The 26,778-nt window shown below is 33.4% G+C and carries 29 protein-coding genes; 15 read left to right on the forward strand and 14 right to left on the reverse strand.

The window, feature by feature from the left end; translation table 11 throughout:
- Nucleotides 1–49 precede the first annotated feature (49 nt).
- Together GQ47_RS11230 and GQ47_RS11235 are read left to right on the forward strand one after the other, a co-directional pair.
- On the forward strand, nt 50–556 hold the full coding sequence (locus tag GQ47_RS11230; protein ID WP_035648478.1) for a GNAT family N-acetyltransferase: 507 nt from the start codon (nt 50–52) through the stop codon (nt 554–556).
- 15 nt (nt 557–571) lie between these two features.
- Nucleotides 572–1,120 carry a HutD family protein gene (locus tag GQ47_RS11235; protein WP_051951490.1) on the forward strand — a complete coding sequence of 183 codons (549 nt, stop codon included), beginning with the start codon at nt 572–574 and terminating at the stop codon, nt 1,118–1,120.
- Between the two features lie 122 nt (nt 1,121–1,242).
- Here the strand turns inward: GQ47_RS11235 and GQ47_RS11240 are convergent, their stop codons facing one another.
- The 3 genes from GQ47_RS11240 to GQ47_RS11250 form a co-directional block, all read right to left on the reverse strand.
- Complete coding sequence (locus GQ47_RS11240; RefSeq protein ID WP_035648481.1) at nt 1,243–1,626, reverse strand: DUF3037 domain-containing protein; 384 nt, start codon at nt 1,624–1,626, stop codon at nt 1,243–1,245.
- Nucleotides 1,616–2,398 (reverse strand): HipA family kinase, encoded by a 783-nt coding sequence (locus GQ47_RS11245; RefSeq protein WP_035648484.1) that lies wholly within the window; start codon nt 2,396–2,398, stop codon nt 1,616–1,618. The genes GQ47_RS11240 and GQ47_RS11245 overlap by 11 nt, the downstream gene beginning before the upstream one ends.
- 182 nt (nt 2,399–2,580) lie before the next feature.
- The gene (locus GQ47_RS11250; RefSeq protein ID WP_035648486.1) at nt 2,581–3,426 is read right to left on the reverse strand and encodes an NAD(P)H-hydrate dehydratase; all 846 of its coding nucleotides are present in this window, start codon (nt 3,424–3,426) and stop codon (nt 2,581–2,583) included.
- 301 nt (nt 3,427–3,727) lie between these two features.
- On the opposite strand from GQ47_RS11250, the gene gcvT reads away from it, so the two are divergent.
- The 4 genes from gcvT (at nt 3,728) to GQ47_RS11270 (ending at nt 8,249) form a co-directional block, all read left to right on the forward strand.
- Nucleotides 3,728–4,810, forward strand: coding sequence for a glycine cleavage system aminomethyltransferase GcvT (gcvT, locus tag GQ47_RS11255; RefSeq protein WP_035648488.1), 1,083 nt, complete (start codon nt 3,728–3,730; stop codon nt 4,808–4,810).
- Between the two features lie 184 nt (nt 4,811–4,994).
- A complete protein-coding gene (locus GQ47_RS11260; RefSeq protein WP_035648490.1) occupies nt 4,995–7,025 on the forward strand; it encodes a carboxy terminal-processing peptidase in 2,031 nt (676 codons plus the stop codon).
- A 162-nt stretch (nt 7,026–7,187) separates the two neighbouring features.
- Nucleotides 7,188–7,901, forward strand: a complete 714-nt coding sequence (locus GQ47_RS11265) for a YebC/PmpR family DNA-binding transcriptional regulator (RefSeq protein WP_026729302.1) — start codon at nt 7,188–7,190, stop codon at nt 7,899–7,901.
- A gap of 141 nt (nt 7,902–8,042) precedes the next feature.
- Nucleotides 8,043–8,249, forward strand: a complete 207-nt coding sequence (locus GQ47_RS11270) for a hypothetical protein (protein ID WP_035648493.1) — start codon at nt 8,043–8,045, stop codon at nt 8,247–8,249.
- Between the two features lie 62 nt (nt 8,250–8,311).
- Here GQ47_RS11270 and GQ47_RS11275 read toward each other — a convergent pair whose 3' ends face one another.
- The 4 genes from GQ47_RS11275 to GQ47_RS11290 form a co-directional block, all read right to left on the reverse strand.
- On the reverse strand, nt 8,312–9,217 hold the full coding sequence (locus GQ47_RS11275) for a LamG domain-containing protein (protein ID WP_035648496.1): 906 nt from the start codon (nt 9,215–9,217) through the stop codon (nt 8,312–8,314).
- A gap of 327 nt (nt 9,218–9,544) precedes the next feature.
- On the reverse strand, nt 9,545–10,465 hold the full coding sequence (locus tag GQ47_RS11280) for a LamG domain-containing protein (protein WP_035648499.1): 921 nt from the start codon (nt 10,463–10,465) through the stop codon (nt 9,545–9,547).
- Nucleotides 10,466–10,854: 389 nt separating this feature from the next.
- Nucleotides 10,855–11,895, reverse strand: coding sequence for a PLP-dependent cysteine synthase family protein (locus GQ47_RS11285; protein ID WP_035648501.1), 1,041 nt, complete (start codon nt 11,893–11,895; stop codon nt 10,855–10,857).
- Nucleotides 11,896–11,965: 70 nt separating this feature from the next.
- The gene (locus GQ47_RS11290; RefSeq protein ID WP_035648503.1) at nt 11,966–14,026 is read right to left on the reverse strand and encodes a S9 family peptidase; all 2,061 of its coding nucleotides are present in this window, start codon (nt 14,024–14,026) and stop codon (nt 11,966–11,968) included.
- A gap of 144 nt (nt 14,027–14,170) precedes the next feature.
- Here GQ47_RS11290 and GQ47_RS11295 point away from each other — a divergent pair, with 144 nt between their 5' ends.
- A complete protein-coding gene (locus GQ47_RS11295) occupies nt 14,171–14,491 on the forward strand; it encodes a YbaB/EbfC family nucleoid-associated protein (protein WP_035648504.1) in 321 nt (106 codons plus the stop codon).
- 139 nt (nt 14,492–14,630) lie between these two features.
- Here the strand turns inward: GQ47_RS11295 and GQ47_RS11300 are convergent, their stop codons facing one another.
- On the reverse strand, nt 14,631–15,650 hold the full coding sequence (locus GQ47_RS11300) for a threonine aldolase family protein (RefSeq protein ID WP_035648506.1): 1,020 nt from the start codon (nt 15,648–15,650) through the stop codon (nt 14,631–14,633).
- A 378-nt stretch (nt 15,651–16,028) separates the two neighbouring features.
- Here GQ47_RS11300 and prfB point away from each other — a divergent pair.
- From prfB to lpxD, 3 genes are all read left to right on the forward strand, one after another.
- Nucleotides 16,029–17,127 (forward strand): peptide chain release factor 2 gene (gene prfB / locus GQ47_RS11305; RefSeq protein ID WP_142449453.1). Its coding sequence is split into 2 segments (ribosomal slippage): nt 16,029–16,091 and nt 16,093–17,127, totalling 1,098 coding nucleotides; the frame shifts between segments, so codons are not numbered across the junction.
- Nucleotides 17,128–17,200: 73 nt separating this feature from the next.
- Nucleotides 17,201–17,644, forward strand: coding sequence for a peptide-methionine (R)-S-oxide reductase MsrB (msrB, locus tag GQ47_RS11310; RefSeq protein ID WP_035648510.1), 444 nt, complete (start codon nt 17,201–17,203; stop codon nt 17,642–17,644).
- A gap of 345 nt (nt 17,645–17,989) precedes the next feature.
- Nucleotides 17,990–18,988 carry a UDP-3-O-(3-hydroxymyristoyl)glucosamine N-acyltransferase gene (gene lpxD / locus GQ47_RS11315; RefSeq protein ID WP_035648513.1) on the forward strand — a complete coding sequence of 333 codons (999 nt, stop codon included), beginning with the start codon at nt 17,990–17,992 and terminating at the stop codon, nt 18,986–18,988.
- A 53-nt stretch (nt 18,989–19,041) separates the two neighbouring features.
- Here the strand turns inward: lpxD and GQ47_RS11320 are convergent, their stop codons facing one another.
- The 4 genes from GQ47_RS11320 to GQ47_RS11335 all read right to left on the reverse strand — a co-directional run bounded on the left by GQ47_RS11320 (nt 19,042) and on the right by GQ47_RS11335 (nt 20,686).
- Entirely contained in the window at nt 19,042–19,248 is a 207-nt protein-coding gene (locus tag GQ47_RS11320) for a hypothetical protein (RefSeq protein ID WP_035648515.1), read from the reverse strand.
- 5 nt (nt 19,249–19,253) lie between these two features.
- Nucleotides 19,254–19,565, reverse strand: a complete 312-nt coding sequence (locus GQ47_RS11325; RefSeq protein ID WP_035648516.1) for a DUF3817 domain-containing protein — start codon at nt 19,563–19,565, stop codon at nt 19,254–19,256.
- Nucleotides 19,566–19,567: 2 nt separating this feature from the next.
- Nucleotides 19,568–20,026 carry a hypothetical protein gene (locus GQ47_RS11330; protein ID WP_035648519.1) on the reverse strand — a complete coding sequence of 153 codons (459 nt, stop codon included), beginning with the start codon at nt 20,024–20,026 and terminating at the stop codon, nt 19,568–19,570.
- 69 nt (nt 20,027–20,095) lie between these two features.
- Entirely contained in the window at nt 20,096–20,686 is a 591-nt protein-coding gene (locus GQ47_RS11335; RefSeq protein ID WP_035648521.1) for a TetR/AcrR family transcriptional regulator, read from the reverse strand.
- A gap of 184 nt (nt 20,687–20,870) precedes the next feature.
- Between GQ47_RS11335 and GQ47_RS11340 the strand changes: the two genes are divergently transcribed.
- The 5 genes from GQ47_RS11340 (at nt 20,871) to hemN (ending at nt 25,591) form a co-directional block, all read left to right on the forward strand.
- A complete protein-coding gene (locus GQ47_RS11340; RefSeq protein ID WP_035648522.1) occupies nt 20,871–22,499 on the forward strand; it encodes an acyl-CoA carboxylase subunit beta in 1,629 nt (542 codons plus the stop codon).
- A gap of 123 nt (nt 22,500–22,622) precedes the next feature.
- Nucleotides 22,623–23,045, forward strand: coding sequence for a DoxX family protein (locus tag GQ47_RS11345; protein WP_035648523.1), 423 nt, complete (start codon nt 22,623–22,625; stop codon nt 23,043–23,045).
- A 118-nt stretch (nt 23,046–23,163) separates the two neighbouring features.
- The gene (locus GQ47_RS11350) at nt 23,164–23,511 is read left to right on the forward strand and encodes a hypothetical protein (protein WP_035648525.1); all 348 of its coding nucleotides are present in this window, start codon (nt 23,164–23,166) and stop codon (nt 23,509–23,511) included.
- A gap of 116 nt (nt 23,512–23,627) precedes the next feature.
- Nucleotides 23,628–24,104 (forward strand): hypothetical protein, encoded by a 477-nt coding sequence (locus GQ47_RS11355; protein ID WP_035648527.1) that lies wholly within the window; start codon nt 23,628–23,630, stop codon nt 24,102–24,104.
- A 122-nt stretch (nt 24,105–24,226) separates the two neighbouring features.
- Entirely contained in the window at nt 24,227–25,591 is a 1,365-nt protein-coding gene (gene hemN, locus GQ47_RS11360; RefSeq protein WP_035648535.1) for an oxygen-independent coproporphyrinogen III oxidase, read from the forward strand.
- Between the two features lie 18 nt (nt 25,592–25,609).
- Here hemN and GQ47_RS11365 read toward each other — a convergent pair whose 3' ends face one another.
- The gene (locus GQ47_RS11365; protein ID WP_035648537.1) at nt 25,610–26,311 is read right to left on the reverse strand and encodes a sulfite exporter TauE/SafE family protein; all 702 of its coding nucleotides are present in this window, start codon (nt 26,309–26,311) and stop codon (nt 25,610–25,612) included.
- Between the two features lie 7 nt (nt 26,312–26,318).
- Nucleotides 26,319–26,768, reverse strand: coding sequence for a FixH family protein (locus GQ47_RS11370; RefSeq protein WP_035648538.1), 450 nt, complete (start codon nt 26,766–26,768; stop codon nt 26,319–26,321).
- Nucleotides 26,769–26,778 lie beyond the last annotated feature (10 nt).

A 26,778-nucleotide genomic window follows, 5' to 3' on the forward strand; every position in this document is an offset into this window, starting at 1 on the left:
AAGCTGGAAGCAATTCATTTTTAAATTTTACAATTACATCAGCATTATAATGATTACAAAATCAACATTACAAGACATTCCTGCATTAACAACCCTAATAAATTCAGCCTACAGAGGAGAAACTTCTAAAAAAGGCTGGACAACCGAAGCACATTTATTAGAAGGAAAAAGAACCGACGAACAAGAAATGACAGAAATTTTCCAGAATCCAAAAAATACAATTCTGAAATTCACTGAAAATGACAAGATTATTGGTTCCGTTTTATTGGTTGAAAAAGGACATCAATTGTATCTAGGAATGCTGACAGTTTCACCGGAACTTCAAAACAGCGGCATCGGGAAAAAGCTTTTGGCTGAAGCCGAAAATCATGCTAAATCTTTGGGATTATCGAGTATTATTATGACGGTTATTTCGGTTCGCGAAGAGCTTATTGCGTGGTACAAACGTCATGGTTATGTGGATACAGGAGAAAGAGAAGCTTTTCCTGAAAGCGGAATTCATGTTACGGTTTCTGAAGAACCTTTAGAGTTTATTTTCTTGGAGAAACAGCTTTGAGAATTTAGAAAACAAATGAACATACACCATTTACCTAAAGAAAATTGTACAGCCTCTGTTTGGAGTGGCGGATTGACATATGAATATATGATATATCCAAAAACAGCGAGATATGCCGATAGAGATTTTGTATTCAGAATAAGCAGTGCTACAATAGAGGAAGTACCTTCAGCGTTTACCAAATTTAAAGGCTATCACCGATATTTGGTTATGCTTGATAACAGCTTGCATATTGAAATAAACAAAGAAAAAAGAACGTATGAGAAATCTGAAATCATGGAATTTAATTCAGATGATGAAGTTACTTCTTATACAAAAGGAATTGATTTTAATTGGATGGTTTCTAAAAAAGTAAGCCATCACAAACTGATAATAACTAAAAGTGAGCAGCATTATAATGCTCAAATAATCATTTTATTTTCTTTAGATACGACAGTTATTAAAATTAATGAGGAGTCATACGATCTAGAACCTTATGATTTATTAGTTATTAAAAATCAAGAAAAGGAAAATGTAATGCTTCATTTTTCTAATGAATGCCTCTCTGGAATATTGGATTTTTAATCTAAGTTTTTTTAATCTCGCAAAGACGCGAAGTCGCAAAGAAAAATAAAACTTTGCGACTTCGCGTCTTTGCGAGATTCTTTTTAAACCAAACTTTAAATTATCTTATATAACTTATATGATTAAAGTACAAGCTCCTCAAACAAACGCTGAATCGTTTTCTCCAAATCCTGACACAAACCAGGATGAGGTCTCGACGTTTGTATAGCAGAACTTCTTATAGCCGTTAACCATCTAAAACGCTCCGGAATTTCAAATTCAGCGATTGGACCGCCGTCTTTGGCTCCGTTTGCTATTTTTTCTAATGAAGTTAAATTGCACTCTAATTGTTCAATATCAAAATCGTTTGAAAGGGCTTGAATTTTTTCTTTATTTAAGTGAAAAAGAACTTTTATAAACTTGGCTTTTTTGCAAAACAAAATGATTCCGATATTCAGGAATTCTTCGCGCTCTACCCTTGGCACAACACGAATCACAGCATATTCGTATAAGTGGTTATCTTGCATTTTGAGCCTGATTTACAAATATTTCTGAATTCTCTAATCTTGTTTTTAAAAACTGCAAGTAAACGTTTCGCAATCCTTCCGGAGTTTCGTCTGCATCTTCCCATTGCAGCCAATCCAACGGAATCGTATTTACAATTTCTTCTAAAACTTGTGGCGTTAAAATCGCTTTAAATTCGGTATCAACTTCTTTCAAAAGTGAAGCTTGAGGCAATAATACGTGATCTTTTATCAACGCAAACGGGCTTTTAGCATGTTGTTCCCAATTGTTCCAGGAATGATGAAAATACAAACAAGCTCCGTGATCAATTAGCCATAATTCTTTATGCCAGATCAGCATATTGGTATTTTTAAAAGTTCTGTCTACGTTTGTGATATAAGCATCCAGCCAAACAATCTGCGAAGCTAGTTTAGCATCAACTGTTGTTACTGCAGGATCAAAAGTTATTGCGCCAGATAAGAAATGAAGCGCCAGATTTAATCCCTGACTTCCTTGCAGTAAATCCTGAATTTCTTCATCGGCTTCGGTTCTTCCGAAAGCTTCATCTAAGTTTGCGAATACTAATTCTGGTAATTGTAGTTTTAAGGCTTTTGCTATTTGTCCGCCAACTAATTCGGCTATAAGGGCTTTTACGCCGTGTCCGGCACCTCTAAATTTTAATACATATTTAAAATCGTCATCGGCCTCTGCTAAAGCGGGTAATGATCCGCCTTCGCGCAGTGGCGTTATATATCGCATGACGTTTACCGTTCTGAGATCGAAATTGTTTTTCATAGATACAAACTTAGTGATTTAACCGCAAAGAGCGCAAAGGTTCACGCAAGGTTCGCAGAGTTTTTTAATCTCGCAAAGACGCAAAGTTTTTATATTCTTTGCGACTTTGCGTCTTTGCGAGCAATTCAGCAACATCATAAAAATCATAGCGTCCTTTGCGTGAACCTTTGCGCTCTTTGCGGTTAAGCTAAACTCAAAAAAGCTTTTCCTAAATATTTAATAATTGTTGAAGCTGTAAAAGATTCATAACCTGTTTTTGACAAAGCTAAATCAGCCGTTAATCCATGAAGATAAACTCCTAATTTAGACGCATATTTAGGTTCGTAACCTTGTGCAAGCAAACTTGTCAGGATTCCCGTTAAAGTGTCGCCACTTCCCGCTGTTGCTAGCGCTGCGTTTCCAGTAGTGTTTTCGTAAATTGAATTTCTGTTTATGATAAATGTCGGTGCACCTTTCATGACGACAATGACTTTGTATTTTTCTGAAAATGTTATTGTTTTTTGAAATTTCTCTGATTCCGAATTCCATTTACCAATTAAACGTTCTAATTCTTTAGGATGAGGTGTCAAAATGGTGTCTTCGGGAACTAATTCTAACCAGGATAAATTTTCGGAAATAATGTTTAGCGCACCCGCATCTAAAACCAAAGGCATTTTATTGATTCTTAAAAATTCAAATAAAGCTTTTTGTGTTCCGAGCTCCTTTCCTATTCCGGGACCAATTCCGATGGCTTGCGGAATTAAGGGTAAATGAATATTGGTAACGAAATTTGTATTTTCATCGGTTACAGTCATCACTTCGGGAATCGAGATTTGAAGAATTTGATAACCGCATTTTGGTATAAAAGTCGTTACGAGTCCGCAACCTGATTTTAAACAGGATTTTGATGCTAAAACGGCTGCTCCAATTTTTCCATAACTTCCGGCAATAATCACGGCATGACCTTGTGTTCCTTTATGCGCTTTGGAATCTACAGGTTTGTATATTTTTAGAATTTCTTCTTTTGTGATTAAATACGGTGATTTCATCTGACTTTATTTAATGAATTAAAGTTACGCAAAAAATCGAAATCACGAATTCATCTTTTGAAACAGTCAGCCCTAGCCCAGATTGCAGTGGAAAGCCCGGAGTAAAAAAAGCAAAAGTTTCTTGTTCTAAAAAAGCGACCAACGGAAGCTCTTTTTAGAACATTAGAAACTTTGCTTTTTTTATGAGGACTTGTAACGAAAAGCTGGAATTGCTCCTAATTATTGCGAAATTTATAATTTAGGCCATTCAAATTAGATATTTTTTGAATAGATTTGCAAAACAATTTTATAAAACAACACAATGAAAAATACTGCGCTTACGCACATACATGAAGGTTTAGGAGCAAAAATGCTTCCTTTTGCTGGTTATAACATGCCTATTACTTATGAAGGAGTTAATGCTGAACATGAAACAGTTCGTAACGGTGTGGGCGTTTTTGACGTTTCGCATATGGGTGAATTTTTGTTAACAGGTCCAAATGCATTGGCTTTGATTCAGAAAGTAACTTCTAACGATGCATCAACTTTGACTGTTGGAAGAGCACAATATTCTTGTCTTCCAAATAATGAAGGCGGAATTGTTGACGATTTGATTATTTATAAAATGAAAGAAGAAGAGTATTTACTTGTGGTAAATGCTTCGAACATTGATAAAGACTGGAACTGGATTTCTTCTCATAATGATTTAGGAGTTGACATGAAGAATCTTTCTGATGATTATTCTTTATTGGCGATTCAAGGACCAAAAGCGGTTGAAGCAATGCAATCTTTAACTTCTGTTGATTTATCTTCTATTGTTTATTATCATTTTGAAGTGGCTGATTTTGCAGGATTCAGCGATGTAATTATTTCTGCTACAGGATATACAGGTTCTGGAGGTTTTGAAATTTATTGCAAAAATGCAGATGCTGAAGCTATTTGGAACAAAGTTTTTGAAGCTGGAGCGGCTTTCGGAATTAAGCCAATTGGTCTTGCTGCTCGTGATACTTTACGTTTGGAAATGGGATTCTGTCTTTACGGAAACGATATTAATGATACTACTTCTCCACTTGAAGCTGGTTTAGGATGGATTACGAAATTCACTAAAGATTTCACGAATTCTGAAGCGCTTAAAAAACAAAAAGAAGCTGGTGTTACAAGAAAATTAGTTGCTTTTGAAATGCAGGAACGTGCAGTGCCAAGACACGACTACGAAATTGTCGATGCTTCTGGTGAAGTTATTGGAATTGTAACTTCTGGAACTATGTCGCCTTCTATGAATAAAGGAATTGGTTTAGGATATGTGACTGTGGCAAACAGTGCTATTGATAGCGATATTTTTATCAGAATCAGAAAAAATGATGTTGCTGCTAAAGTGGTGAAATTACCTTTTTACAAAAAATAATTTTTGACTAAATAATACAGAAATGCATTGCGATATAAATTGCAATGCATTTTTTTTATGCCGAATTTTATTCATCAGATGTCATTCATAGATAAAATCTTTTAGTAATCGATATTCTTGAGAAATTACTGTCTTTTATCAAAAAATTACCGTAATTTTAATGTAACCGATGATTTACAGATTTATGAAAAGCCTATTATTAGTATTTCTGCTGACTTCAACTGTTCTATTTAGTCAAAATAGCACTCAGACATGCGAGATTTTAAATAAAATTAATGCGCTTGTCCAGAGTGAGCATATTCGCCCAAAACCTGTAAACGACAGCTTGTCGGTTTTTGTTTTTGATAACCTAATCAATGAATTAGATCCATCACGAAACATCTTTTTTAAAACCGAATATGATGAAATGTCTAAAAAATATCGTTTTAATTTAGACGATTTAATTCTGAACAACGACTGTAGTTTTTTAGACGATATTACTTCAAAATATAAAAACGGGCTTTTGAGAACGAAAGCTGTTTTAGAAAAAATTCAATCGACAAATATTGATTATACTACTAAAGACACTATCCGATTTTACAAAAAAGCTTTTCCTTTTTATTTAAAAAAAGATGATCTGGAAAAAGTATGGCTTAAAAAACTGCGTTATCAGATTTTGGATGAAATGGCCGAAAGCAGTGAAAATCTTGATTCTGTAAAAGCCAACTTCAAATCAATTGAAACAGCAACAAAACAGATGATTTTATCTAATGAAATTTGCCGAATAAATACGTTGTTAGAAAACAAAATCAAACAAGAAGAAAACCTTTATAATTATTTCTGTACTTATTTTGATCCGCATACGGCTTATTTCAGTGATGATTCAAAAACCAGTTTTGTGGCTTCATTATCTAAAGAACATCTTTCATTGGGAATGAGCGTAAATCTGAATGAAAAAAATGAAATTATTATTGCGGAAATCGATCCAAACGGACCTGCATATCAAACCGGACTTATCAAAAAAGGCGATCAGATTATTTCTATATCAAACCAGAAAGAAACTTTAAAGGTTTCCTGTTCATCATTAGAATCGATTTCGACCATGATTTTATCGGAATCCAATAAAAGCATTACGCTTACGCTGAAACGAAATTCAGGAAAGAGCTTTGATGTTTATATTGAAAAACAAGTCATGAAAGATGAAGATAATTCGGTTTACAGTTTTATTATTGGCAAAGACAGTAAAATTGGCTACATCAAAATTCCTAGTTTTTATGCCGATTTAGATGAAAACAACCGAAAAGGCTGCGCTGATGATGTTGCCCGCGAGGTAATGAAACTTGAAAGAGACAATATACAAGGTCTAGTAATCGACTTGATTGACAATGGTGGCGGTTCGATGGAAGAAGCCATAAAATTAGCCGGAATGTTTATCGATTACGGTCCGATTTCAATTGTAATTGATAATAAAAAAGAGAAATCCGTAATAAATGATCCTTACAGAGGATTAATTTACAAAGGCCCAATCGTAATTCTTGTAAACAGCAATACGGCATCGGCAAGTGAATTTTTTGCTTCTATTCTGCAAGATTATAATCGCGCTCTTTTAATGGGAAGCACTACTCTTGGAAAAGCAACTATGCAGACTATTCTTTCTCTTGATGAGCAAAAAAATACAGACTTTTTAAAAATTACGATTAACAAATTTTATCGTGTTACAGGAAAAAGTCACCAATATGTTGGTGTAAAACCTGATGTGGTTCTTCCTGAATTTTATGAAGACGTTTATCAAAAAGAAAGTGATTTTCCGACGGCGATTAAAAACGACAGCATTGAACCTTTCTTAAAATACAAACCTTATGCAAAACGTCCGTTGATTGATAAATTAGCTAAAAATTCAACGGCCCGACTGGCTGATAATTATTATTTTAACGACATCAAAAAAATAAACCAAAAAATTGATCAAATTGTAAATACGCCAAAAGCTGAACTTCCTATGACTTTGGATGCGGTTTTCAAGCAAAAAAAACTAGTCAATTCCCTTTGGAAAGAAATCAATACTTTCAATGACGAAAACAATCCGCTGGATGTTTACAATTCAACTGTAAATCAATTTTTGCTTGGGGTTTATCCTAACGACAAAACCGTAAATCAATATCAAATTGACAATTTAAAAACAAATCCGTATTTGAATGAAGCTGTAAATGTTATCAATGAATTTAATGCTTCGAAATAACTATTTTGTTTCAGGTTTCACGTTTCAGGTTTCACGTTCTCATCTGAACTTGAAACCTGAAACCTGAAACGTGAAACTTAAAACATTAAAAAAAAGAATAGTATTGTTTTTGGAAAAATAAGGAATAACCGTATTTTTGCATCACAAAACTAATAATTAGAAATGGGAAGAGCGTTCGAATTTAGAAAAGGAAGAAAAATGAAACGTTGGTCAGCGATGGCCAAAACATTTACCAGAATTGGTAAAGATATCGTTATGGCTGTTAAAGAAGGCGGACCAAACCCAGATGCCAATTCTAGATTAAGAGCTGTAATACAAAACGCGAAAGCTGCCAACATGCCTAAAGACAATGTGGAGCGCGCGATTAAAAATGCAAGTAATAAAGATACTGCCAACTATAAAGAAATTCTTTTTGAAGGATATGCACCTCACGGAATCGCAATCTTGATTGAAACAGCTTCTGATAATAATAACAGAACAGTAGCAAACATCCGTAGTTATTTCAATAAATGCAACGGAACAATGGGAACTCAGGGTTCTGTTGAATTTATGTTTGACCACACTTGCAATTTCAGAATTGCTAATAATGGTCTTGATGCTGAAGAATTAGAATTAGAATTAATTGATTTTGGTGCTGAAGAAGTTTTTGAAGACGAAGACGGAATCTTAATTTATGCTCCTTTTGGAAGTTTTGGTGCTTTGCAAAAAGAATTAGAAAACAGAGGTTTAGAAATTTTATCTTCTGGTTTTGAGCGTATTCCGCAAATAACTAAAGAATTGACAGAAGCTCAAATCGCTGACGTTGAAAAACTAATCGAAAAAATCGAAGAAGATGATGACGTTATGAACGTTTATCATACAATGAAAGAAGAATAGTTTTTTTCACAAAAAAATATCAAAGCTCTGGATTTTTTCAGAGCTTTTTTGTTTGTAATGATTTTAAACTAGAACCAATATTTCCAAAAAACATTTTAACCATTATATTTGCAACACCTCAAACAAAAAAATAATATAAAAATGCAAACATCAAAATACACAAAAATAGCGGTAATTACACTTGTGCTTTTGTTTTTAGTCCTAAGCGTAATAAGCTGTAGCACTCATGTACATACAGGTCCGGGTCCAGCGCCAAAAGCTAAAAAACTACCACCAGGACAAGCAAAAAAAATGAATGGAGACAAAAGCGCAAAAGCTTATGCTCCAGGACAACAGAAAAAACATTAAAAAAGAAAGCCTTCTGAAATTTCAGAAGGCTTTTTTATTTGACTTTACTAAAGTAAAACGTATTATTTTTTATTTGTTATTTTCAATAAGTAGGTTCCTTCTGGTAAATCACCAATGTTAGAAGCATTACTTCCAGTTAATTTTCTTCCTTGAGAAAAAACTTCAACAGTTTTAGTTGTAGTTGTAGCTGTATTAGCATCTGTTGAAGTCGTCGCTACAGACGTTGTTGGTTTTGCAGGTGCTACCGTTTTTGCAGGTGCAGCAACTGCAACTTTTTTAACTGATGCAGGCTCAGATACACGATTTGCAACTGGTTTTGAACTATTATAAGATTCCATTACCTGCTCATCAGTCATAGCAACATTATATATTTTAAGATCATCGATGTCAGCGTTAATCGTAGTTGCTCCATTTATTTGTCCTAATTTAAGAATATAACCTTTCGTTGCTCGTGTAATTCCCGTTGCTGATTTTAACAATTCTCCATTACGATATAATTTAGAATTAGTACCATCATACGTCACACTATATTGGTACCAAACTTCTTTTTGAAGAGGAACAGAAACAATAACATTATTAGCATCGCCCCATCCAACAATACTTACATCTGAATTTCCTGAAACTGCAGGTTGCTGTAATAATCCGAAAAATTGAGAATTTGTTGGAGTTCCGTAGCCCAAGATATAATTTGCTGAAGCAACTGTATTAAATTTTACCCAAAAAGATATAGTTCTCGGCTTATTTTCCTGAGGAAGATCCCCTACTACACCTTGTAAAAATTTATTTGTAAGTCGTTGAGCTGCTTTGGGAGTTCCTGTTCTATCAGCAACAAAATTTGGAGCACCCAGCAATGTAATAGTATTGTCAGTGCTACTTAAATTTCCATTAAATGTGAATTCCTGAACAGGATTTTGGGCATTAGTAGTTAAAAAAGTTACAAACATTAACGTAAGTAATAATCTTTTCATATTTAATATTTTAAGGGGGATTTAGGGATATCTCTTAACTGCTTTAAAGTATTCTGTTATTTCAAAAATTTTGTTAAAAATATAATTTTAATTCAACGTTACCAAAAACACTACATGAAAAAATAAGATATTCTTATTAAAATTATAAAAATATAAATTAGCCAGCATTTCTTTTCAGAATTTGTAAAAACATTTTTACAAAACAACTTTAAAAAAGCCTTCTGAATATCAAAAGGCTTTTTTTCTACTATCCAAAATAAATTGCTTACTAAACAACATGATAAAAAAACTAAAAACTAACTAACTATTTCTATTAACCAAATTTCTTTACTTTGATGTGATTTTTTTTGATGGTGCATTTGTAATTTTCAACAAATAAGTACCTTCTGGTAAATCACTAATGCTCATGGAATTATTTCCAATGATTTTCTGTCCTTGTGAATAAACTTCAACATTTTTATCTCCATTTACATCACTATTTGCAATAATTACATTTGACGGCGCAGCTTTAACAGCAACTTTAGTTTTTCCAGTAGCCGTTTTGGCTGACACAGTTTTCGACGCTGTAACTTCTGCAACAATAGCAACTATAGGTTTAGATTCATCATAAAGCGCAGCAACTTGTTCATCTGTCATTGCAACATTGTAGATTTTCAAATCATCTATATCAGCATTAATGCCTACGGTAGTATTTATTTCTCCAAGTCTAAAAATATTGCCTTTCGTAGAACGCTCAATTCCAGTTACCGATTTCAACATTACTCCGTCACGGTAAATTTTAGATATTTTTCCATCAAATGAAATGACATAATGGTACCAAGTCGCTTTTGCCAATGGAGTAGAAACAATCACATCATTGCTTGCTCCCCATCCTGCCATACTTAGATCTGAATTTGAAGATGATGTACCTTGCTGCAATAGTCCATAATATTGTGCATTATAAGCTGTACCATATCCCAAAATATAATTTGCTTTAGAAATATCATTTAGTTTTACCCAAACGCTAATTGTTCTTGCTGAATTATTTTGAGGCAAATCATCAATAACAGCTTCCATCGCTTTGTTATTTAGTCGCTGAGCGCCATTAAGATTTCCCATACGATCAGAAACGAAATTATTCGCTCCCATGAAAGTAATTGTATTTTGAGTATTGTTTAAGGTTCCGTTGAAGTTAAACTCCTGAATAGGATTCTGCGCAGTAGCATTCAAATAACTTACAAACATTAAAGAGAGTAGTAATTTTTTCATAGCGATAGATTTAGGGTTATTAAAAAACATTGTGTCATTTTAACACTGCTAAACTATATTTTTATGTTTTTCAGCAGAAATTTTTTCGATAACTAACCTAAATAATCGTTTAAATAACAAAAATTGATGATTTTAAACGGTTAATTGTATTTATTTATACTCTTAATAATAATATTAAATTTTTAAATTTACTTCAATCAAACACAAAGTTTCTTACGTATAAATACGGTATTTATAATAATCAACCACTTATAATCATTCATTCTGAAAGACATAATTTGACTTATGAACTTATAATTTACTCTTTATCGGAATTATACACTTGAATTAATCCCAAAAAAAAAACTCCATCAATACGATGGAGCTTTATATTTAGAAAAGTATTTTAACTACTTTACAAATTCAATTTTTTGAACTTCTTCTTCATTGATACTATCAAAGAATCCTTGTTCGTTCATCCAGTCATCACTAAATACTTTACTCATGTAGCGAGAACCGTGATCTGGGAAAATAGCAATGATATTACTATCTTTAGTAAACTCACCTTCTTCAGCATATTGCTTAATCGCCTGCATTACTGCTCCAGAAGTATACCCAACAAACAATCCTTCTTTACGAGTGATCTCTCTCGCTGAATGCGCACTTTCTTCGTCAGTTACTTTCATGAATTTATCAATGATATCAAAATCTGTAGCTGATGGAATCAAGTTCTTACCTAAACCTTCTATTCTATAAGGGTAAATTTCTTTGCTGTCAAATTCTCGTGTTTCGTGATATTTCTTTAATACCGAGCCGAAAGCATCAACACCCAGAATTCTAATATTAGGATTTTGCTCTTTTAAGAATTTTGCAGTACCGGAGATTGTTCCTCCTGTTCCGCTGCAAGCAATTAAGTGTGTGATTTTTCCTTTTGTCTGTTCCCAGATTTCAGGACCTGTAGTATTGTAGTGCGCATCAATATTTAGTTGATTGAAATATTGATTAATATAAACAGAACCTTTTGTTTCTTCGTGTAAGCGCTTGGCTACGTTGTAATAAGATCTTTCATCATCTGCTGAAACGTGTGCTGGGCAAACATAAACTTTTGCTCCTAAACTTCTCAGCATGTCAATCTTATCTTTTGATGATTTTGAACTTACAGCTAAAATACAGTTATATCCTTTAATAATGCTGACCATTGCTAAACTAAATCCTGTATTTCCTGACGTAGTTTCAATAATCGTATCACCTGGCGACAAAATTCCTTTTCTCTCAGCTTCTTCAATAATATATAACGCGATTCTATCTTTTGAGGAATGACCTGGATTAAAAGCTTCTACCTTTGCGTAGAAATTTCCTTCTAACTCTTCGGTGATTTTATTTAGCTTAATAAGTGGGGTGTTACCTATTAATTCTAAAACATTATTATAAGCATTTATTTCTTCTTTCATAAAAAAATAGTTAATCAAAGGTTTTTTTTAAAACCCCCGATAGGTTGCAAATTTAACAAAATTTTTCTAATTAGCTTTTAATTTTCTCTAAATCTAATAAAAAACTAAATTCTTTTGCTAAGTCCTTCAAAGCCTCAAAACGTCCTGAAGCACCGCCATGTCCGGCATCCATATTGGTATCTAGAAACAAAAGGTTTTCGTTTGTTTTCATATTTCTCAATTTGGCTACCCATTTAGCAGGCTCCCAATATTGTACCTGCGAATCATGCAATCCTGTAGATACATACATATTTGGATAATTTTGCGCTTTTACATTATCATACGGTGAGTACGATAACATATAATCATAATACTTTTTATTGTTTGGGTTTCCCCATTCGTCGTATTCTCCTGTTGTTAACGGAATGGTATCATCTAACATTGTTGTTATGACATCTACAAAAGGAACCTGAGCAATTACTCCATTATATAATTCAGGAGCTTCATTTGTGATAACTCCCATTAAAAGTCCTCCTGCTGATCCGCCTTCTGCGTACAAATGTTTAGAAGATGTGTATTTCTCGTTTATTACAAATTTAGAGCAATCGATGAAATCTGTAAAGGTATTTTTCTTTTTTAACAGTTTTCCGTCTTCATACCATTGTCTTCCCAAGTCTTCTCCACCGCGTATATGAGCGATAGCATAAACAAATCCGCGGTCTAAGAGCGAAAGTCTTGTTGACGAGAAATAAGTATCCATCGTAATTCCGTAGGAGCCATAAGCATACAATAAAAGCGGATTTTTGCCATTTTTCTCTAATCCTTTTCTATAAATCATCGAAATTGGCACTTTTACACCGTCTCTTGCAGTTGCCCAAACACGCTCTTCAATGTAATTTTCTTTATCAAATTTTCCTCCTAAAACCTGCTGTTCTTTTAAGATTTCTTTGGTTTTAGTTTTCATATTAAAGTCAATTACAGACGATGGCGTTGCAAGCGATTGATAACTGTAACGTAAAATATCGGTATCAAAATCAATATTTGTTGTCGTGTAAGCGTTGTAAGTTTCGCTTCCAAAAGGCAAATAATAATCTGATTCACCATTCCAAGGCATGATTCTAATATGATTTAAACCGTTTGAGCGCTCTTCTACAACTAAATAGTTTTTAAAGATTTCGATATCTTCCAATAAAACATCTTCTCTGTGCGGAATAACATCTACCCAATTTCTCTTGCCTGTTTTATTTTCAGGCGTTTTCATCAGTTTAAAATTAGTCGCTTTATCTTTATTAGTCAAAACATAAAACGAATCTTCAAAATGTGAAATACTATATTCTAATCCGCGAACGCGTGTCTGAAAGACTTCAAATTCTCCGTCTGGATTATCCGAATTCAAAATTCTGTATTCTGTAGTTAAAGTACTTCCAGAACTGATTACAATGTATTTTTTAGACTTTTCTTTGTGTACAGAAACATTAAATGTATCATCTGTTTCATTATAAACTAAAACATCAGCTGCAGAATCTGTGTTTAATTTATGTCTGAAAATTTTATCTGCTCTTAAAGTAACTTCATCTTGTCTGGTATAAAACAATGTATTATTGTCGTTTGCCCAAACTGAACTTCCTGTAGCGTTTTCAATTTTGTCTGAAAGAATTTCTCCTGTTTCCAGATTCTTAACTTGAACTGTGTAAATTCTTCTTCCAACTATATCTACTCCAAAACTGGCAAACTTATTATCCGGACTGATGCTCAAGCCTCCTAATTTGAAATAAGCATGTCCTTTTGCCATTTCATTACAATTGAAGAGAATTTCTTCCTCTGCCGAAAGGCTTGCTTTTTTTCTGGCAAAAATTGGATAATCCTGACCAGTTTCAAAACGTGTAATGTAGAAATAACCATTATAAAAATAAGGCACTGAAGAATCATCTTCTTTAATTCGGCTCTTCATTTCCTCATATAAAGATTCCTGCAAACCTTTAGTATGAGAGGTCATATTTTGATAGTAATCGTTTTCTTTATTCAGATAATCGATAACTTCTGGATTTTCACGGTCATTCAGCCAAAAGTAATTATCAATTCTAGTCTCTTTATGTTTTTTAAGTTTCTTTGGAATTTCTGTGGCTTTTGGAGCCATTATATTGTTTTGCATTGATTGAGCATTTATTTTTAAATACGAAGTGGCAAAAGTACTACAATCAAAAGAGAACGAAAATTAATTTTTTCATAAAATATTCTATTGATTTACCATAGCAATATACTAATTTTGTCTGAAATAATTTAAAAAATCAAGAAAATGGATTTAATGGGAATGATGGGGAAACTTAAAGAAACCCAACAAAAAATTGAAGATACAAAAAAGCGCCTGGATACTGTTTTAATTGACGAACAAAGCGCTGACGGATTATTGAAAATTACGATTACAGCAAGCAGAAAAATAAAAACAATCTCTGTTGATGATTCGCTTTTAGAAGATAAAGAACAATTAGAAGATTATCTAATCGTAACATTAAACAAAGCAATTGAAAAAGCTACAAACATAAACGAAAGAGAACTTGATGCTGTAGCAAAAATGGATATGCCAATGATTCCTGGAATGGATAATCTTTTTAAGTAAAGATTCTAAGACACTAAGGTTCTAAGTTGCTAAGTTTCATAGCAAGATTTAAAAAAAAAGACGCACAAATTGTGCGTCTTTTTTTTAGCAATTCAAAAACCTTAGAATCTTAGTAACTTAGAACCTTAGTATCTTTTTTCTAAATTTTCGAGAAGATTTCCATTACATACGTATGCATGACTTCTTTATAATCTAAATGAGTAACGATTCTTAGTTTATTGTGACCTAACGAACTTATTAATATATTTTTCTGTTTTAATTTTTCGATTAAAAGTGTATCGCTGTAACCTTCTGCCAATGAGAAAATCAGAATATTAGTTTCTACTGGTTCAACAGAAGCGATCCAGGATTTCGTGCTTAAAATTGCGCCGATTTCTTTAGCTCTTCTGTGATCCTCAGCCAATCTTTCAATATTGTTTGCCAAAGCATATAATCCGGCAGCAGCCAAATAACCTACCTGGCGCATTCCGCCTCCTAATATCTTTCTTATTCTTAATGCTCTATGAATATCCGCTTTACTTCCAAGAAGTACTGAACCAATTGGCGCTCCTAATCCTTTTGACAAACACACCGAAATTGTATCGAAAATTGCTCCAAATTCCTTCGGATTTTGTCTTTTAGCAACTAATGCATTCCAAATTCTCGCTCCATCTAAATGGAATTTCAAATTATTAGCATCGCATACTTTTTTGATTTCTCTCAAGTCTTCTAATTCATAACAAGCTCCACCACCTTTGTTTGTTGTATTTTCTACACAAACCAAACTCGTTAACGGACTGTGATAAAATTCTGGATCATTGATTGCTGCAACGACTTGAGATGCATTGATCATTCCTCGATCACCATCTAACAAACAACATGAAACACCACTATTAAATGAGACACCGCCTCCTTCATAATTGTAAACGTGTGCAAATTTATCAGCAATTAATTGCTCGCCTGGTTGTGTATGTAGTTTAATGGCCGTTTGGTTTGCCATAGTTCCAGACGGAAAAAAAAGTCCAGCTTCCATACCAAAAAATTCAGCTACTCTTGTTTCTAATTCGATAACCGTAGGATCCTGCTTATATACGTCGTCGCCAACTTGTGCGTTAAACATATATTGCAGCATTTCGTATGTAGGTTTAGTAATGGTATCACTAACTAAATTTATTTCCATATAAAACTAATATCTTTTTTTGGACAGCAAAATTACGTATTACTGTTATTTATCAATCGCAAGTTTTCATAAATTTTAACTTTCGATTATTACACAACCAAATTAACGTAATATTTATAAAAAACATATAAAACTAGTATTAATAATTCAAAAATTGAATCCTAAGTTTAGAAACTATCTTATTTAACAAGAAATAGCATCTTTCAAAAAACAAAAAAACAACGCGAAACAACTAAGCTTTAATCATTTACACGCAAATGGTTGTATGTTAAATTTATTGCTGTATTCTAAAAACTAAATCTTATTTTTGTAGAACGAAATTACACTAACAAATGAATGTAATTTCTTCAAAAAACATATAAAACTACTTATTAATTTATGACAACAGCCGAACAAGTAAAAGGTATTGTGGAGCGCCTTGGTGCGTTGAGGAGGTATCTTTGACGTTGATGCCAAGCTAATCGAAATTGCAAACGAAGAAGAAAAGACTTTTGCGCCAGATTTTTGGAACAACCCGAAAGAAGCCGAAAACATCGTAAAAAATCTTCGAAACAAGAAAAAATGGATTGAAGATTATGATAAAGCCGTCGAACTTACAGATGAGCTTCAGCTTGCTTATGATTTTTATAAAGAAGGTGAACTTTCTGTAGAGGAATTAGACGAACAATACAGCGGTGCACAATCGCATATTGAAAACATCGAATTCAAAAACATGCTTTCTGATGAAGGTGATAGTTTGAGCGCAGTTGTTCAAATTACTGCCGGAGCCGGTGGAACGGAAAGTTGCGACTGGGCTGGAATGCTGATGCGTATGTACATGATGTGGGGTGAAAGTTATGGTTATAAAATCAAGGAACTTAACTTTCAGGAAGGCGACGTTGCCGGAATCAAAACCGTGACTTTAGAGTTTGAAGGTGATTATTCTTTTGGATACTTAAAAGGAGAAAATGGAGTTCATCGTTTGGTTCGAATTTCACCTTTTGACAGTAACGCAAAACGTCATACTTCATTCGTATCGGTTTATGTTTATCCGCTTGTTGATGATAGTATTGAAATCGACATTAATCCTGCTGATATCGAAATTACGACTTCTCGTTCGAGTGGTGCCGGAGGTCAGAACGTAAATAAAGTTGAGACAAAAGTTCAGTTGGTTCATAAACCAACCGGAATTCAAATTCAGTGTTCTGAAACACGTTCGCAACAAGATAACAGACAGCGCGCCATGCAAATGCTTCGTTCTCAATTGTACGAAATTGAATTGAAAAAACAACAAGCACAGCGTGCCGATATTGAAGCCGGAAAAATGAAAATTGAATGGGGTTCGCAAATTCGTAACTACGTTATGCAACCTTATAAATTAGTAAAAGACGTTCGTACAGGCTACGAAACCAGCGATGTTGACGGTGTAATGAACGGAAATATCGACCCATTCCTTAAAGCATATTTAATGATGATGGGGCAGAAAGAAGAAGAGTAAACAGTTACAGTTTTCAGTCACAGTAAAGTTGAAACCTGAAACTTGAAACAGCTTTAAACTAAAAAAACAAGTTATGATAAAATGGGCCGATGTAATTCATTTTACAAACAAAGGAAATCCTGCTCCAGATAAAAGAGTGGAAAAAACGGAAGAAGAATGGAAACAAATTCTGACACCAGAAGAATTTCAGGTAACTCGCTTAAAAGGAACTGAAAGATCTTTCAGCTCAGAATTATGCAGTTTATTTGATCCTGGAATTTACGAATGTAAATGCTGCGGAACGGTTCTTTTTGACGCAAGCGAAAAATTTGAATCAGGAACGGGCTGGCCTTCTTTTACACAGCCAATTAAAGAAAATGCAATTGGGTATCATGCCGATAAATCATACGGAATGATTCGGGTTGAAGTTGTATGCAATGTCTGTGATGCACATTTAGGACACGTTTTCCCAGATGGCCCGCCACCAACTGGTCTGCGTTATTGCATAAATGCAGTTTCTCTTTCTAAAACTAAATAATGTAAAACATCAAGAAACGATTCCTTTTAAAAAGTGAATCGTTTTTTTTTTTTGATAATCACGCGATTAACAAAAAAAATGTAAGTTACTGCTTATCAATAAAAAATAACTTCTTTTATTCGTTCAAAAAACTAACCACTTCGTTTTAAGCAATATAAATTAACACTTGTACTTCTGTTAAAATTAGAAAACCATCAAAATTTTAATACCTAAAGTGTTAATTTTGTAATATTTAAACTATTATTTTAAATATCTTTCAACAAACGCATTAAAAATATTAGGTAATTAAAATGTAATTTATTTTATTTGGTAAAAATTATTCCCAAATACTATTAAATACATTAAATGAAATCTTATTCAATTCAAGAAATAAACGAAGTGATTAATGGCGTGATATACGGCTCAACTTCTCAAAGCATTACTGCAACCGAGCAACTGGAAAAGGCAACTACTTCGCAAATTTCATTTATTGGAAATAAAAAATATGAAAAACATTGGCCCGCATCAAACGCATCAATAGCAGTTGTAAATGAAGATATTTCGATCGAGCCTGGTGAAAATCGTGCTTTTATCAAAGTAAAAAATGCTGATTTGGCTATGTCTCAAATACTTGCCCTTTTTGCTCCTCCTGCACCCATATTTCGTAGCAATATTCACAAAACAGCCAACATCGATGAAACCGCAGTAATTGCTGAAGGTGCAAAAATTGGTGCTGGCTGTTATATTGGTCCAAAAGTAGAAATTTGCGCAAATGTTACCTTATACCCAAATGTTACGATTTTAGACGAATGTACTATTGGAAAAAATACAGTTATCTGGTCTGGAACAGTTGTGCGAGAGCGTTGTCATATTGGTAGTGATTGCATTATTCATCCAAATGCAACTATTGGTGCTGATGGTTTTGGATTTCGTCCTTGCAAAGAAAACGGACTTGTAAAAATTCCACAAATTGGAAATGTAATTATTGGAAACGGTGTGGAAATTGGAGCAAATACTTGTGTTGACCGCGGAAAATTCAGTTCAACAGTTTTAGGAGACGGTTGTAAAATCGATAATTTAGTTCAAATTGGACATAATAGTAAATTAGGTAAATTCTGTATTATGGCTGGAAACAGTGGTTTGGCAGGTTCTGTAACTTTAGGAAACGGCGTTATCATTGGCGGAAGCGCATCAATAAAAGATCATACAACTATTGGAGATGGAGCCGTAATTGGCGCAGGATCTGGTGTTACTGGAGACGTTCCTGCAGGAAAAACAATGCTTGGTTATCCTGCAGTTGAAGCCAGAGATGCTCTTAAACAATGGGCAATGCTAAAACGAATGGTTTGCGCTCCTAAAAAATAATTATACTTTGTTTTATATATAAAAACATCCGCTGCAACGGATGTTTTTTGTTTTTATAAAGCTTCACATTCAAAGCCAATAGCTTTCATTAAAAAAATTACTTTTTCGATAATATCATCTTTACATTCAAATCTTAGAATATTATCGCAGTCTTCGAGATCAAAATTCCATTTAGAATTAGGAAATAATCTATTTAGTTTTGGTGTAACTTTCTTCACTTTCGAAATGCTGTCAACATTTGTCTTGAACACAAAAATCATAATTTTTACTGGTTTTGAATTTTACTTAAAATTTTAGAATCAATGTAAAAAGTACCAAACGGAATTATGCATGCCAAAAGTACTTTCCAGGTTGTCGTGGCAAATTTCCAGTTCTGCTCTATTCCAACACTCAATGTATTAAAAACAAAAAGTAAAAATAAAATACCATGAATTGTTCCTACTGGCCGTGTTAAAAAAGGCATTTCAAAAATATATTTCATAGGCATTGCTATAAAAAGCAAAATCAGAAGTGAAGTTCCTTCAAGGAATCCAATAATTCGTAATCTTCCAGTATTTGTCTTCAGTAAATTTTTCATAATTATCTAAAATAAGGTCGGTTTGCAAGAGGAGAAAATGGCCACGGAATGGCAATAAAAATGATTAATAAGGCAAGAGAAAACCAAATAAGCATAGTTTTGAACTTTTGTTCATCAGAAAGTTTTCTTTTAGCCAGAGCCGAACCAATCGTTATCAAAACTATTGCAACTAACATCAAAACAATATGAATAATTCCAAAAAATAAAGCATCTAAATTTTGAATCTCTTCTTTAAAATTTTTCCAGAAATACTTCACAATTGGACTTTGTACATAAACTAATATTCCAAAAATAAGCTGAATATGAGCAATTGTAGCCGTCCAGTGACGGATGAGGTTATCCTTTTTAGTAAAAGGAAGTTTTTGAGAATAACCTTTGTAAGCGATATAAATAGAATATAACAAGCTTACCAATACGAGCCATCTTATAAAAGAATGGCCTTCTAAAATAGTTTGATACATTGTTTTTTGATTAAGACAATGCAAATATATCCAAAAACATACTGATTAGTATGTTTTTGGAAAATAATTTTATTTCAAACCATTTAAATAACTTTTAAGTTCCTTTAAATAAACCAGATAAGAAGAATTATCGTTTTGAAGTTTTCCGAAATTTCGAATTCCCCAATAACCCGAAAGGATGAAAAAAGCAACTTGTTCACCCACAACATCTTTTCTAATCAAACCGAATTCTTTCCCTTTTTCAATTGAATTTATAATCGTTGCTTTCCATAAATCGACCAATTCTGCCAAAGCTTCACTAAACTTATTATTCCACGGCGTCATTTCCTGCGTAAGATTTCCAACTGGACACCCGTATTTTACTTGCAAAAAAGGATCTTCGAGCAATAAATATGAAATCATATTATAAAAATCTTCTGTAGGATTTTGAGAAGCTTCTGTAGGCTTTATAAAATGTTCCTGCATTGTAGGTTTTAGAATTTCTTCAATAATGGCAACTCCCATTTCATCTTTGGTTTTAAAATGGTAATAAAAAGCACCTTTTGTAACTTGAGTTGTCGCAATAATTTCATCTATACTTGTGGTTTGATAGCCTTTTGTATAGATCAATTCAAATGCTTTATGAAGAATGTTTAATCGGGTGTTTGCAGCTTTAGACATAAAAAATACTAATTAGTATGAAAAAACAAATTAAAGAAAAATAATCGGTTTATAATTCTTGAAGTCGTTTTGAAAAAATCTGAAAAAACATTTACAAACTTTTTCTTAATTCGTAAAGCAACTCATTTATTTCAATTGATTTTGTAAATTAGCCAACACTATTTTGTAAAATCAATATTATATCATGGATTTAAACTTCAATAAAAACGAAGATCACAATAAATTACTACTTTCAGAATTAAAACAAAAATTTGCTAAAGTAAAACTGGGCGGAGGCGAAAAACGAATTGCAAAACTTCATTCCGAGGGAAAAATGACAGCTCGTGAACGCATCGCTTATTTATTGGATGAAAATTCAGAAAATATTGAAATTGGTGGTTTCGCAGGCGAGGGAATGTACAAAGAACATGGCGGTTGCCCTTCTGGTGGCGTCGTGGTAAAAATTGGCTACATCAAAGGTAAACAATGCATTGTTGTTGCTAATGACGCTACTGTAAAAGCGGGTGCATGGTTTCCAATTACAGGAAAGAAAAACCTACGTGCGCAGGAAATCGCTATAGAAAACAGACTTCCAATAATTTATCTTGTTGACAGCGCAGGCGTTTATCTGCCAATGCAGGATGAAATTTTTCCAGATAAAGAACATTTTGGACGCATCTTTAGAAATAATGCCCAAATGAGCAGTATGGGAATTACGCAAATCGCTGCCGTTATGGGAAGCTGTGTTGCCGGTGGCGCTTATTTGCCAATTATGAGCGATGAAGCCTTGATTGTAGACAAAACCGGAAGTATTTTCCTTGCGGGAAGTTATTTGGTAAAAGCCGCAATTGGTGAAACTATCGACAATGAAACTTTAGGAGGTGCCACAACACATTGCGAAATCTCCGGAGTTACTGATTATAAAGCTAAAGATGACAAGGATGCTTTGGACAAAATCAAAAATATTGTAGATAAAATTGGTGATTTCGACAAAGCTGGCTATAGCCGAATCAAAGCTGAAAAACCTGCTTTGGATCCAAAAGATATTTACGGAATTCTACCAAAAGCCCGTACAGAACAATATGATATGATGGAAATCATCAATCGTTTGGTTGATAATTCAGAATTTGAAGCTTATAAAGAAGGTTATGGACAATCTCTCATTACAGGTTACGCCAGAATTGACGGTTGGGCAGTTGGAATTATTGCGAATCAGCGAAAAGTGGTTAAGACTAAAAAAGGCGAAATGCAATTTGGAGGCGTAATTTACTCTGATAGTGCCGACAAAGCAACCCGTTTTATTGCCAATTGCAATCAAAAGAAAATTCCATTAGTTTTTTTACAGGACGTTACTGGTTTTATGGTAGGCTCAAAATCTGAACATGGAGGAATAATCAAAGATGGTGCAAAAATGGTAAATGCCGTGAGTAATTCTGTTGTACCGAAATTTACAGTGATTGTTGGAAATTCTTATGGTGCAGGAAATTACGCAATGTGCGGAAAAGCTTATGATCCTCGATTAATATTTGCTTGGCCAAGCGCGGAACTTGCCGTGATGGGTGGAACGCAAGCTGCTAAGGTTTTGGCACAAATTGAAGCTTCTTCGCTCAAAGCAAAAGGAGAAGTTGTAGATGAAGCCAAAGAAACAGAGCTATTCAACAAAATAAAAGCACGTTACGACGAACAGACTTCGCCTTATTATGCCGCATCAAGATTATGGACAGATGCAATCATTGATCCGCTTGATACACGCAAATGGATTTCAATGGGAATCGAGGCTGCAAACCACGCTCCTATTCAAAAACCATTTAATTTAGGCGTTATTCAGGTTTAAAGCATTCCGAAATTCTCATTTTAAGTTAAATAAACACCAAAAAACTCATTTTCAACGACTTATTATTAAATATGTTATTAAAATTTAGTAATTTTAATAAACAATTTTTAATCACGCAATGTCATGGAAAATGTAAAAAGCTTGAATAAATGGGCAAATGCGCACACTTATTTACCAGTAGATTTAGTACGTATCGTATTGGGTGTTTTTTTATTTATGAAAGGAGTTTCATTTGTAACTAACGTTCAATATCTGCATGATTTAATTTCTCCAATCGATCAGTTTGGAGGCGGAATGTTCCTTCTGCATTATATTGCGCCCGCACATATGATTGGAGGAATAATGATCGTTTTCGGTCTGCTCACCCGTTGGGCTATTGCCGCACAACTGCCTATCCTTTTTGGAGCAGTTTTAGTAAACTTCATGGGACGAATGCATTCTGAAAGCCTAATTCTTGCAATTGCAGTTTTACTGCTTTGCATTTTCTTTCTATTTTATGGCGGGGGAAAGCATTCCGCCGATTATTATTTTAAAATGCAACAATAATATACTTTTATCCTCAACTTATCTATTTAGGTTGAGGATAAAACAAAAAAGCATTTTTAAGACTTAATTAGCACTTCAAAATTTTATTTATTGTGTTTTATGAACTAAATTCGCCACCATGAATTGGATTCGTAAGACCGTCTTGTTTATATCACTTTTGATTATAGCATTCTTTGCCACACAGGCAAGTGATGTTCCTATGCAACAAATTGAGAGTCAAAAAACAGATACTAACTTCTCCAAAGATACTCCTGATTCTTCTGCATTTATTCAGCCTCAGGCAAGTTACCAATTTGCAGCAAGCATTAAAACAGAATATCCTGCAGTAATAAAATGGTTTGATTCTTTACTGTCAGTCGTTCCACAACATAAAGCTGTTAAATCAGCATTTAATTTTACTCGTCAATTTTCGACTCAGAGCAAGAAAATCTCTTTAATGCTCTACGCTTTCCATTTTTTCTGGTAAATAAATCTCTGAAATTTTTATTCGAAAGAAATCTTTTCTTTCACAAGTCTTAAGGCCGTTTTCTATCTGAAAACTGTTTATAATTTCATATTATTTATCAAATTAAAAAATCAAAAATGGAAACAAGTGTAACCATAATTGGTGCTGTGATTGCAATTATAGTCGCAATTCCAATCTATTTTTCAGCACGAACGAGCGCTGCAAATAAATCTAAAATCCTAAATATCAAAAAGAAATTCAACTCAACTCATCCTGAAGATTTTGATTTGACTGAATCTCAAAGCAATAAAACGCTTACTCTGGATCAAAAAAACAAAAGATTCATTTTAATGAATTTTAATCCAAATCAGCAAGAATCAACTTTTGTCGACTTAAAAAGTGTTTCTTCCTGCAAATTAGTTTTAACAACAGACGGAAATTCTGATACTATTCTAAAAATAGATTTTGAATTTCAGCAAAACGAAACTTCTCAAAAAATCACCATACCATTCTATGATTTTGATGATGACCGCATCAAGCAAATTAGCGCTTATCAAGATCATGTTTTTGCAAAAAAATGGCTTAAAATCATCCAAGATTCTATTTCACGTTAGTTATTTAATTCAGTAAAGAGGCTCAATTTTTGAGTCTCTTTTTTTTGTCAGTAATATGATATTTATCATTTTAATTTTTGAGACAGTAAAGTAATTTTGATATCTCTCTAAATGTTTTATTTATGAAAATTTCACTGACTCAGAAATACAACGTTCCAGGTCCAAGATATACAAGTTATCCAACCGTTCCATATTGGAAAGAAACCGATTTTACTTTGGAAAAATGGACAGCATCTTTTCAAAAATCATTTTTAGAAAGTAATACGCAAAACGGAATCAGTTTATATATCCATTTACCATTTTGTGAAAGCATGTGCACTTTTTGCGGATGCAACAAACGAATTACAAAAAATCATTCTGTTGAAGAAATTTATATCGATGCGGTTTTAAAAGAATGGAGCTTGTATTGCAAGCTTCTTCCTCAAAGACCACTTATAAAAGAGATTCATTTAGGCGGAGGAACTCCAACTTTCTTTTCAATTTCAAATTTAGAAAATCTTATAAATGGTATTCTTAAACTAGCTGATAAAGCTGAAAACTATGAATTTAGTTTTGAAGGACATCCTAATAATACTACTTACGAACAACTTAAAAAATTATATGATTTAGGCTTTCGCCGAGTAAGTTTTGGCGTGCAGGATTATGCCGAAAAAGTTCAAAAAGCCATTCATCGTATTCAACCATTTCACAATGTTGCGAAAGTAACTTTTTGGGCTAAAGAAATTGGTTATACATCAATTGGCCATGATATTATTTTCGGACTTCCGTTTCAAACTTTAGAAAATATTGTCGATACAATTGAAAAAACAAATTCGTTAAAACCAGACCGATTAGCATTTTACAGTTACGCACACGTGCCATGGATCAAAGGAAACGGACAACGCGGTTTTAACGAAGAAAACTTGCCAAAAGATGCCGAAAAAAGAATGCTTTATGAGATCGGAAAAACATTACTTTCTGCAAATGGTTATCATGAAGTTGGAATGGATCATTTTGCTCTGCCTTCAGACAGCTTGTTTCAATCTGCACACAGCAAAAAAATGCATAGAAATTTCATGGGTTATAGCGCTTCAAAAACACAACTTATGATTGGTTTGGGCGTCTCTTCAATCAGCGACAGCTGGTATAGTTTTGCCCAAAACACTAAAACCCTGGAAGAATATTATCAAATTTTAGAAAGCAATCAATTACCTGTTGTGAAAGGTCATATTTTAAATGATGAAGATCTGATTATTCGAAAACACATTTTAAATCTAACCTGCGAACTTGAAACTTCCTGGAGCAAAGATTCTTTATACTTCAAAGAATTACCAGAAGTGTTATTGGCTTTAAAAGAAATTGAAAATGATGGATTGATTATAATCGAAGAAAACAAAATTAAAATTACAGAAACCGGAAGACCTTTCGTCCGCAATATTTGTATGGCTTTTGATTTACATTTAAAAAGGAAATCACCTGAAACGAACTTGTTTTCGATGACAGTTTAATCATCATTTGATAAAAGTTTAATGACAATTTGGTGTCTGTTGAACAAACAAACTCATATTTGAAGGTGACAAATACGGAATTCCTAATCCCAAACCTCTCAAAATAAACAATACACCAATAAAAACGGCAACATAGGGAATTGCCTTCTGAATTTTATTTCGAAACGGCAATTTTAATAGAGAATGAATATAAACCACAATAGTCATTAAAGGAATAGTCCCTAATCCGTAAAGCAACATGTAGAGAATGCCTAAACTGGCACTTTGCATCGCAATTGCACCAAATAAAGCTACATATACCATTCCGCAAGGAAGAAAACCATTTAATAAGCCAATTACAAAAAGTGATTTGTAGCTTTTCTTTTTAAATTGACTTCCTAAACTTGATTTAATTTTTGAGATTACTTTATAAACCGGTTTTGAGAAGTTGTATTTGACAAATGTTTTTTCAGGAATCAAAACCACAGCGATCATTGCTAAACCAATCAAAATTGATATTTTCTGCTGAATTCCTGCCATAAAAAAGCCACGACCTAATAAACCAAAGATCAAACCTATTGAAGCATAAGCGGTCAAACGCCCTAAATGATAAGTGATAATTTGCGTTACTTTTTTGGCTTCATTCTGATGATCAACCGGAAGCATTACAGCAATTGGCCCACACATTCCCACACAATGCAGACTACTTATAAGACCTAATATGAATGCAGAATACAACATTTGTAAATTAATTTACGTAAATCACTTCTTTGGTCAAGTATTTTGTTCCGTTATACTGCCATTCCATGTTAACATCCCAACGTCCTTTAATCAATTTATCTTTCGGAATAAATAAAGCTGAGTTTGTCAAGGCAATTTTAGTATTAAAATCAAATTTCTTATTTGAAGGGCGATATAATAAAACATTTCCCGAGATTTTATCGCTCTCAAAAGTTGATGGGAACACCACTTTTACACCTTCTTCTCCAAAAGTAATTGAAGGTTTTTGCTGTAAATCATGCGCGTTTTGAACACGCGCCATTTCTTCCTGAAAATGGGAATCATGTTTATAATATTCCTCTACAACCAAATCATTGTCGTATTTAGCATTAGACTGTACTTCAAAAACGAAATACAATATAAAACTCATAAAAAGAGCAAAAGCTATAACAATTCCAGTTCCCCAATTTATTTTCATGACAGTACTA

Source organism: Flavobacterium sp. ASV13, from assembly GCF_000745775.1.
GTDB lineage: Bacteria > Bacteroidota > Bacteroidia > Flavobacteriales > Flavobacteriaceae > Flavobacterium.

Excerpts from the sequence above, each read along its gene's own strand:
- GQ47_RS11230 (WP_035648478.1), top strand. The coding sequence starts at position 50 with ATGATTACAAAATCAACATTACAAGACATTCCTGCATTAACAACCCTA.
- GQ47_RS11235 (WP_051951490.1), top strand. The coding sequence starts at position 572 with ATGAACATACACCATTTACCTAAAGAAAATTGTACAGCCTCTGTTTGG.
- GQ47_RS11240 (WP_035648481.1), bottom strand. The coding sequence starts at position 1,626 with ATGCAAGATAACCACTTATACGAATATGCTGTGATTCGTGTTGTGCCA.
- GQ47_RS11245 (WP_035648484.1), bottom strand. The coding sequence starts at position 2,398 with ATGAAAAACAATTTCGATCTCAGAACGGTAAACGTCATGCGATATATA.
- GQ47_RS11250 (WP_035648486.1), bottom strand. The coding sequence starts at position 3,426 with ATGAAATCACCGTATTTAATCACAAAAGAAGAAATTCTAAAAATATAC.
- gcvT (WP_035648488.1), top strand. The coding sequence starts at position 3,728 with ATGAAAAATACTGCGCTTACGCACATACATGAAGGTTTAGGAGCAAAA.
- GQ47_RS11260 (WP_035648490.1), top strand. The coding sequence starts at position 4,995 with ATGAAAAGCCTATTATTAGTATTTCTGCTGACTTCAACTGTTCTATTT.
- GQ47_RS11265 (WP_026729302.1), top strand. The coding sequence starts at position 7,188 with ATGGGAAGAGCGTTCGAATTTAGAAAAGGAAGAAAAATGAAACGTTGG.
- GQ47_RS11270 (WP_035648493.1), top strand. The coding sequence starts at position 8,043 with ATGCAAACATCAAAATACACAAAAATAGCGGTAATTACACTTGTGCTT.
- GQ47_RS11275 (WP_035648496.1), bottom strand. The coding sequence starts at position 9,217 with ATGAAAAGATTATTACTTACGTTAATGTTTGTAACTTTTTTAACTACT.
- GQ47_RS11280 (WP_035648499.1), bottom strand. The coding sequence starts at position 10,465 with ATGAAAAAATTACTACTCTCTTTAATGTTTGTAAGTTATTTGAATGCT.
- GQ47_RS11285 (WP_035648501.1), bottom strand. The coding sequence starts at position 11,895 with ATGAAAGAAGAAATAAATGCTTATAATAATGTTTTAGAATTAATAGGT.
- GQ47_RS11290 (WP_035648503.1), bottom strand. The coding sequence starts at position 14,026 with ATGCAAAACAATATAATGGCTCCAAAAGCCACAGAAATTCCAAAGAAA.
- GQ47_RS11295 (WP_035648504.1), top strand. The coding sequence starts at position 14,171 with ATGGATTTAATGGGAATGATGGGGAAACTTAAAGAAACCCAACAAAAA.
- GQ47_RS11300 (WP_035648506.1), bottom strand. The coding sequence starts at position 15,650 with ATGGAAATAAATTTAGTTAGTGATACCATTACTAAACCTACATACGAA.
- msrB (WP_035648510.1), top strand. The coding sequence starts at position 17,201 with ATGATAAAATGGGCCGATGTAATTCATTTTACAAACAAAGGAAATCCT.
- lpxD (WP_035648513.1), top strand. The coding sequence starts at position 17,990 with ATGAAATCTTATTCAATTCAAGAAATAAACGAAGTGATTAATGGCGTG.
- GQ47_RS11320 (WP_035648515.1), bottom strand. The coding sequence starts at position 19,248 with ATGATTTTTGTGTTCAAGACAAATGTTGACAGCATTTCGAAAGTGAAG.
- GQ47_RS11325 (WP_035648516.1), bottom strand. The coding sequence starts at position 19,565 with ATGAAAAATTTACTGAAGACAAATACTGGAAGATTACGAATTATTGGA.
- GQ47_RS11330 (WP_035648519.1), bottom strand. The coding sequence starts at position 20,026 with ATGTATCAAACTATTTTAGAAGGCCATTCTTTTATAAGATGGCTCGTA.
- GQ47_RS11335 (WP_035648521.1), bottom strand. The coding sequence starts at position 20,686 with ATGTCTAAAGCTGCAAACACCCGATTAAACATTCTTCATAAAGCATTT.
- GQ47_RS11340 (WP_035648522.1), top strand. The coding sequence starts at position 20,871 with ATGGATTTAAACTTCAATAAAAACGAAGATCACAATAAATTACTACTT.
- GQ47_RS11345 (WP_035648523.1), top strand. The coding sequence starts at position 22,623 with ATGGAAAATGTAAAAAGCTTGAATAAATGGGCAAATGCGCACACTTAT.
- GQ47_RS11350 (WP_035648525.1), top strand. The coding sequence starts at position 23,164 with ATGAATTGGATTCGTAAGACCGTCTTGTTTATATCACTTTTGATTATA.
- GQ47_RS11355 (WP_035648527.1), top strand. The coding sequence starts at position 23,628 with ATGGAAACAAGTGTAACCATAATTGGTGCTGTGATTGCAATTATAGTC.
- hemN (WP_035648535.1), top strand. The coding sequence starts at position 24,227 with ATGAAAATTTCACTGACTCAGAAATACAACGTTCCAGGTCCAAGATAT.
- GQ47_RS11365 (WP_035648537.1), bottom strand. The coding sequence starts at position 26,311 with ATGTTGTATTCTGCATTCATATTAGGTCTTATAAGTAGTCTGCATTGT.
- GQ47_RS11370 (WP_035648538.1), bottom strand. The coding sequence starts at position 26,768 with ATGAAAATAAATTGGGGAACTGGAATTGTTATAGCTTTTGCTCTTTTT.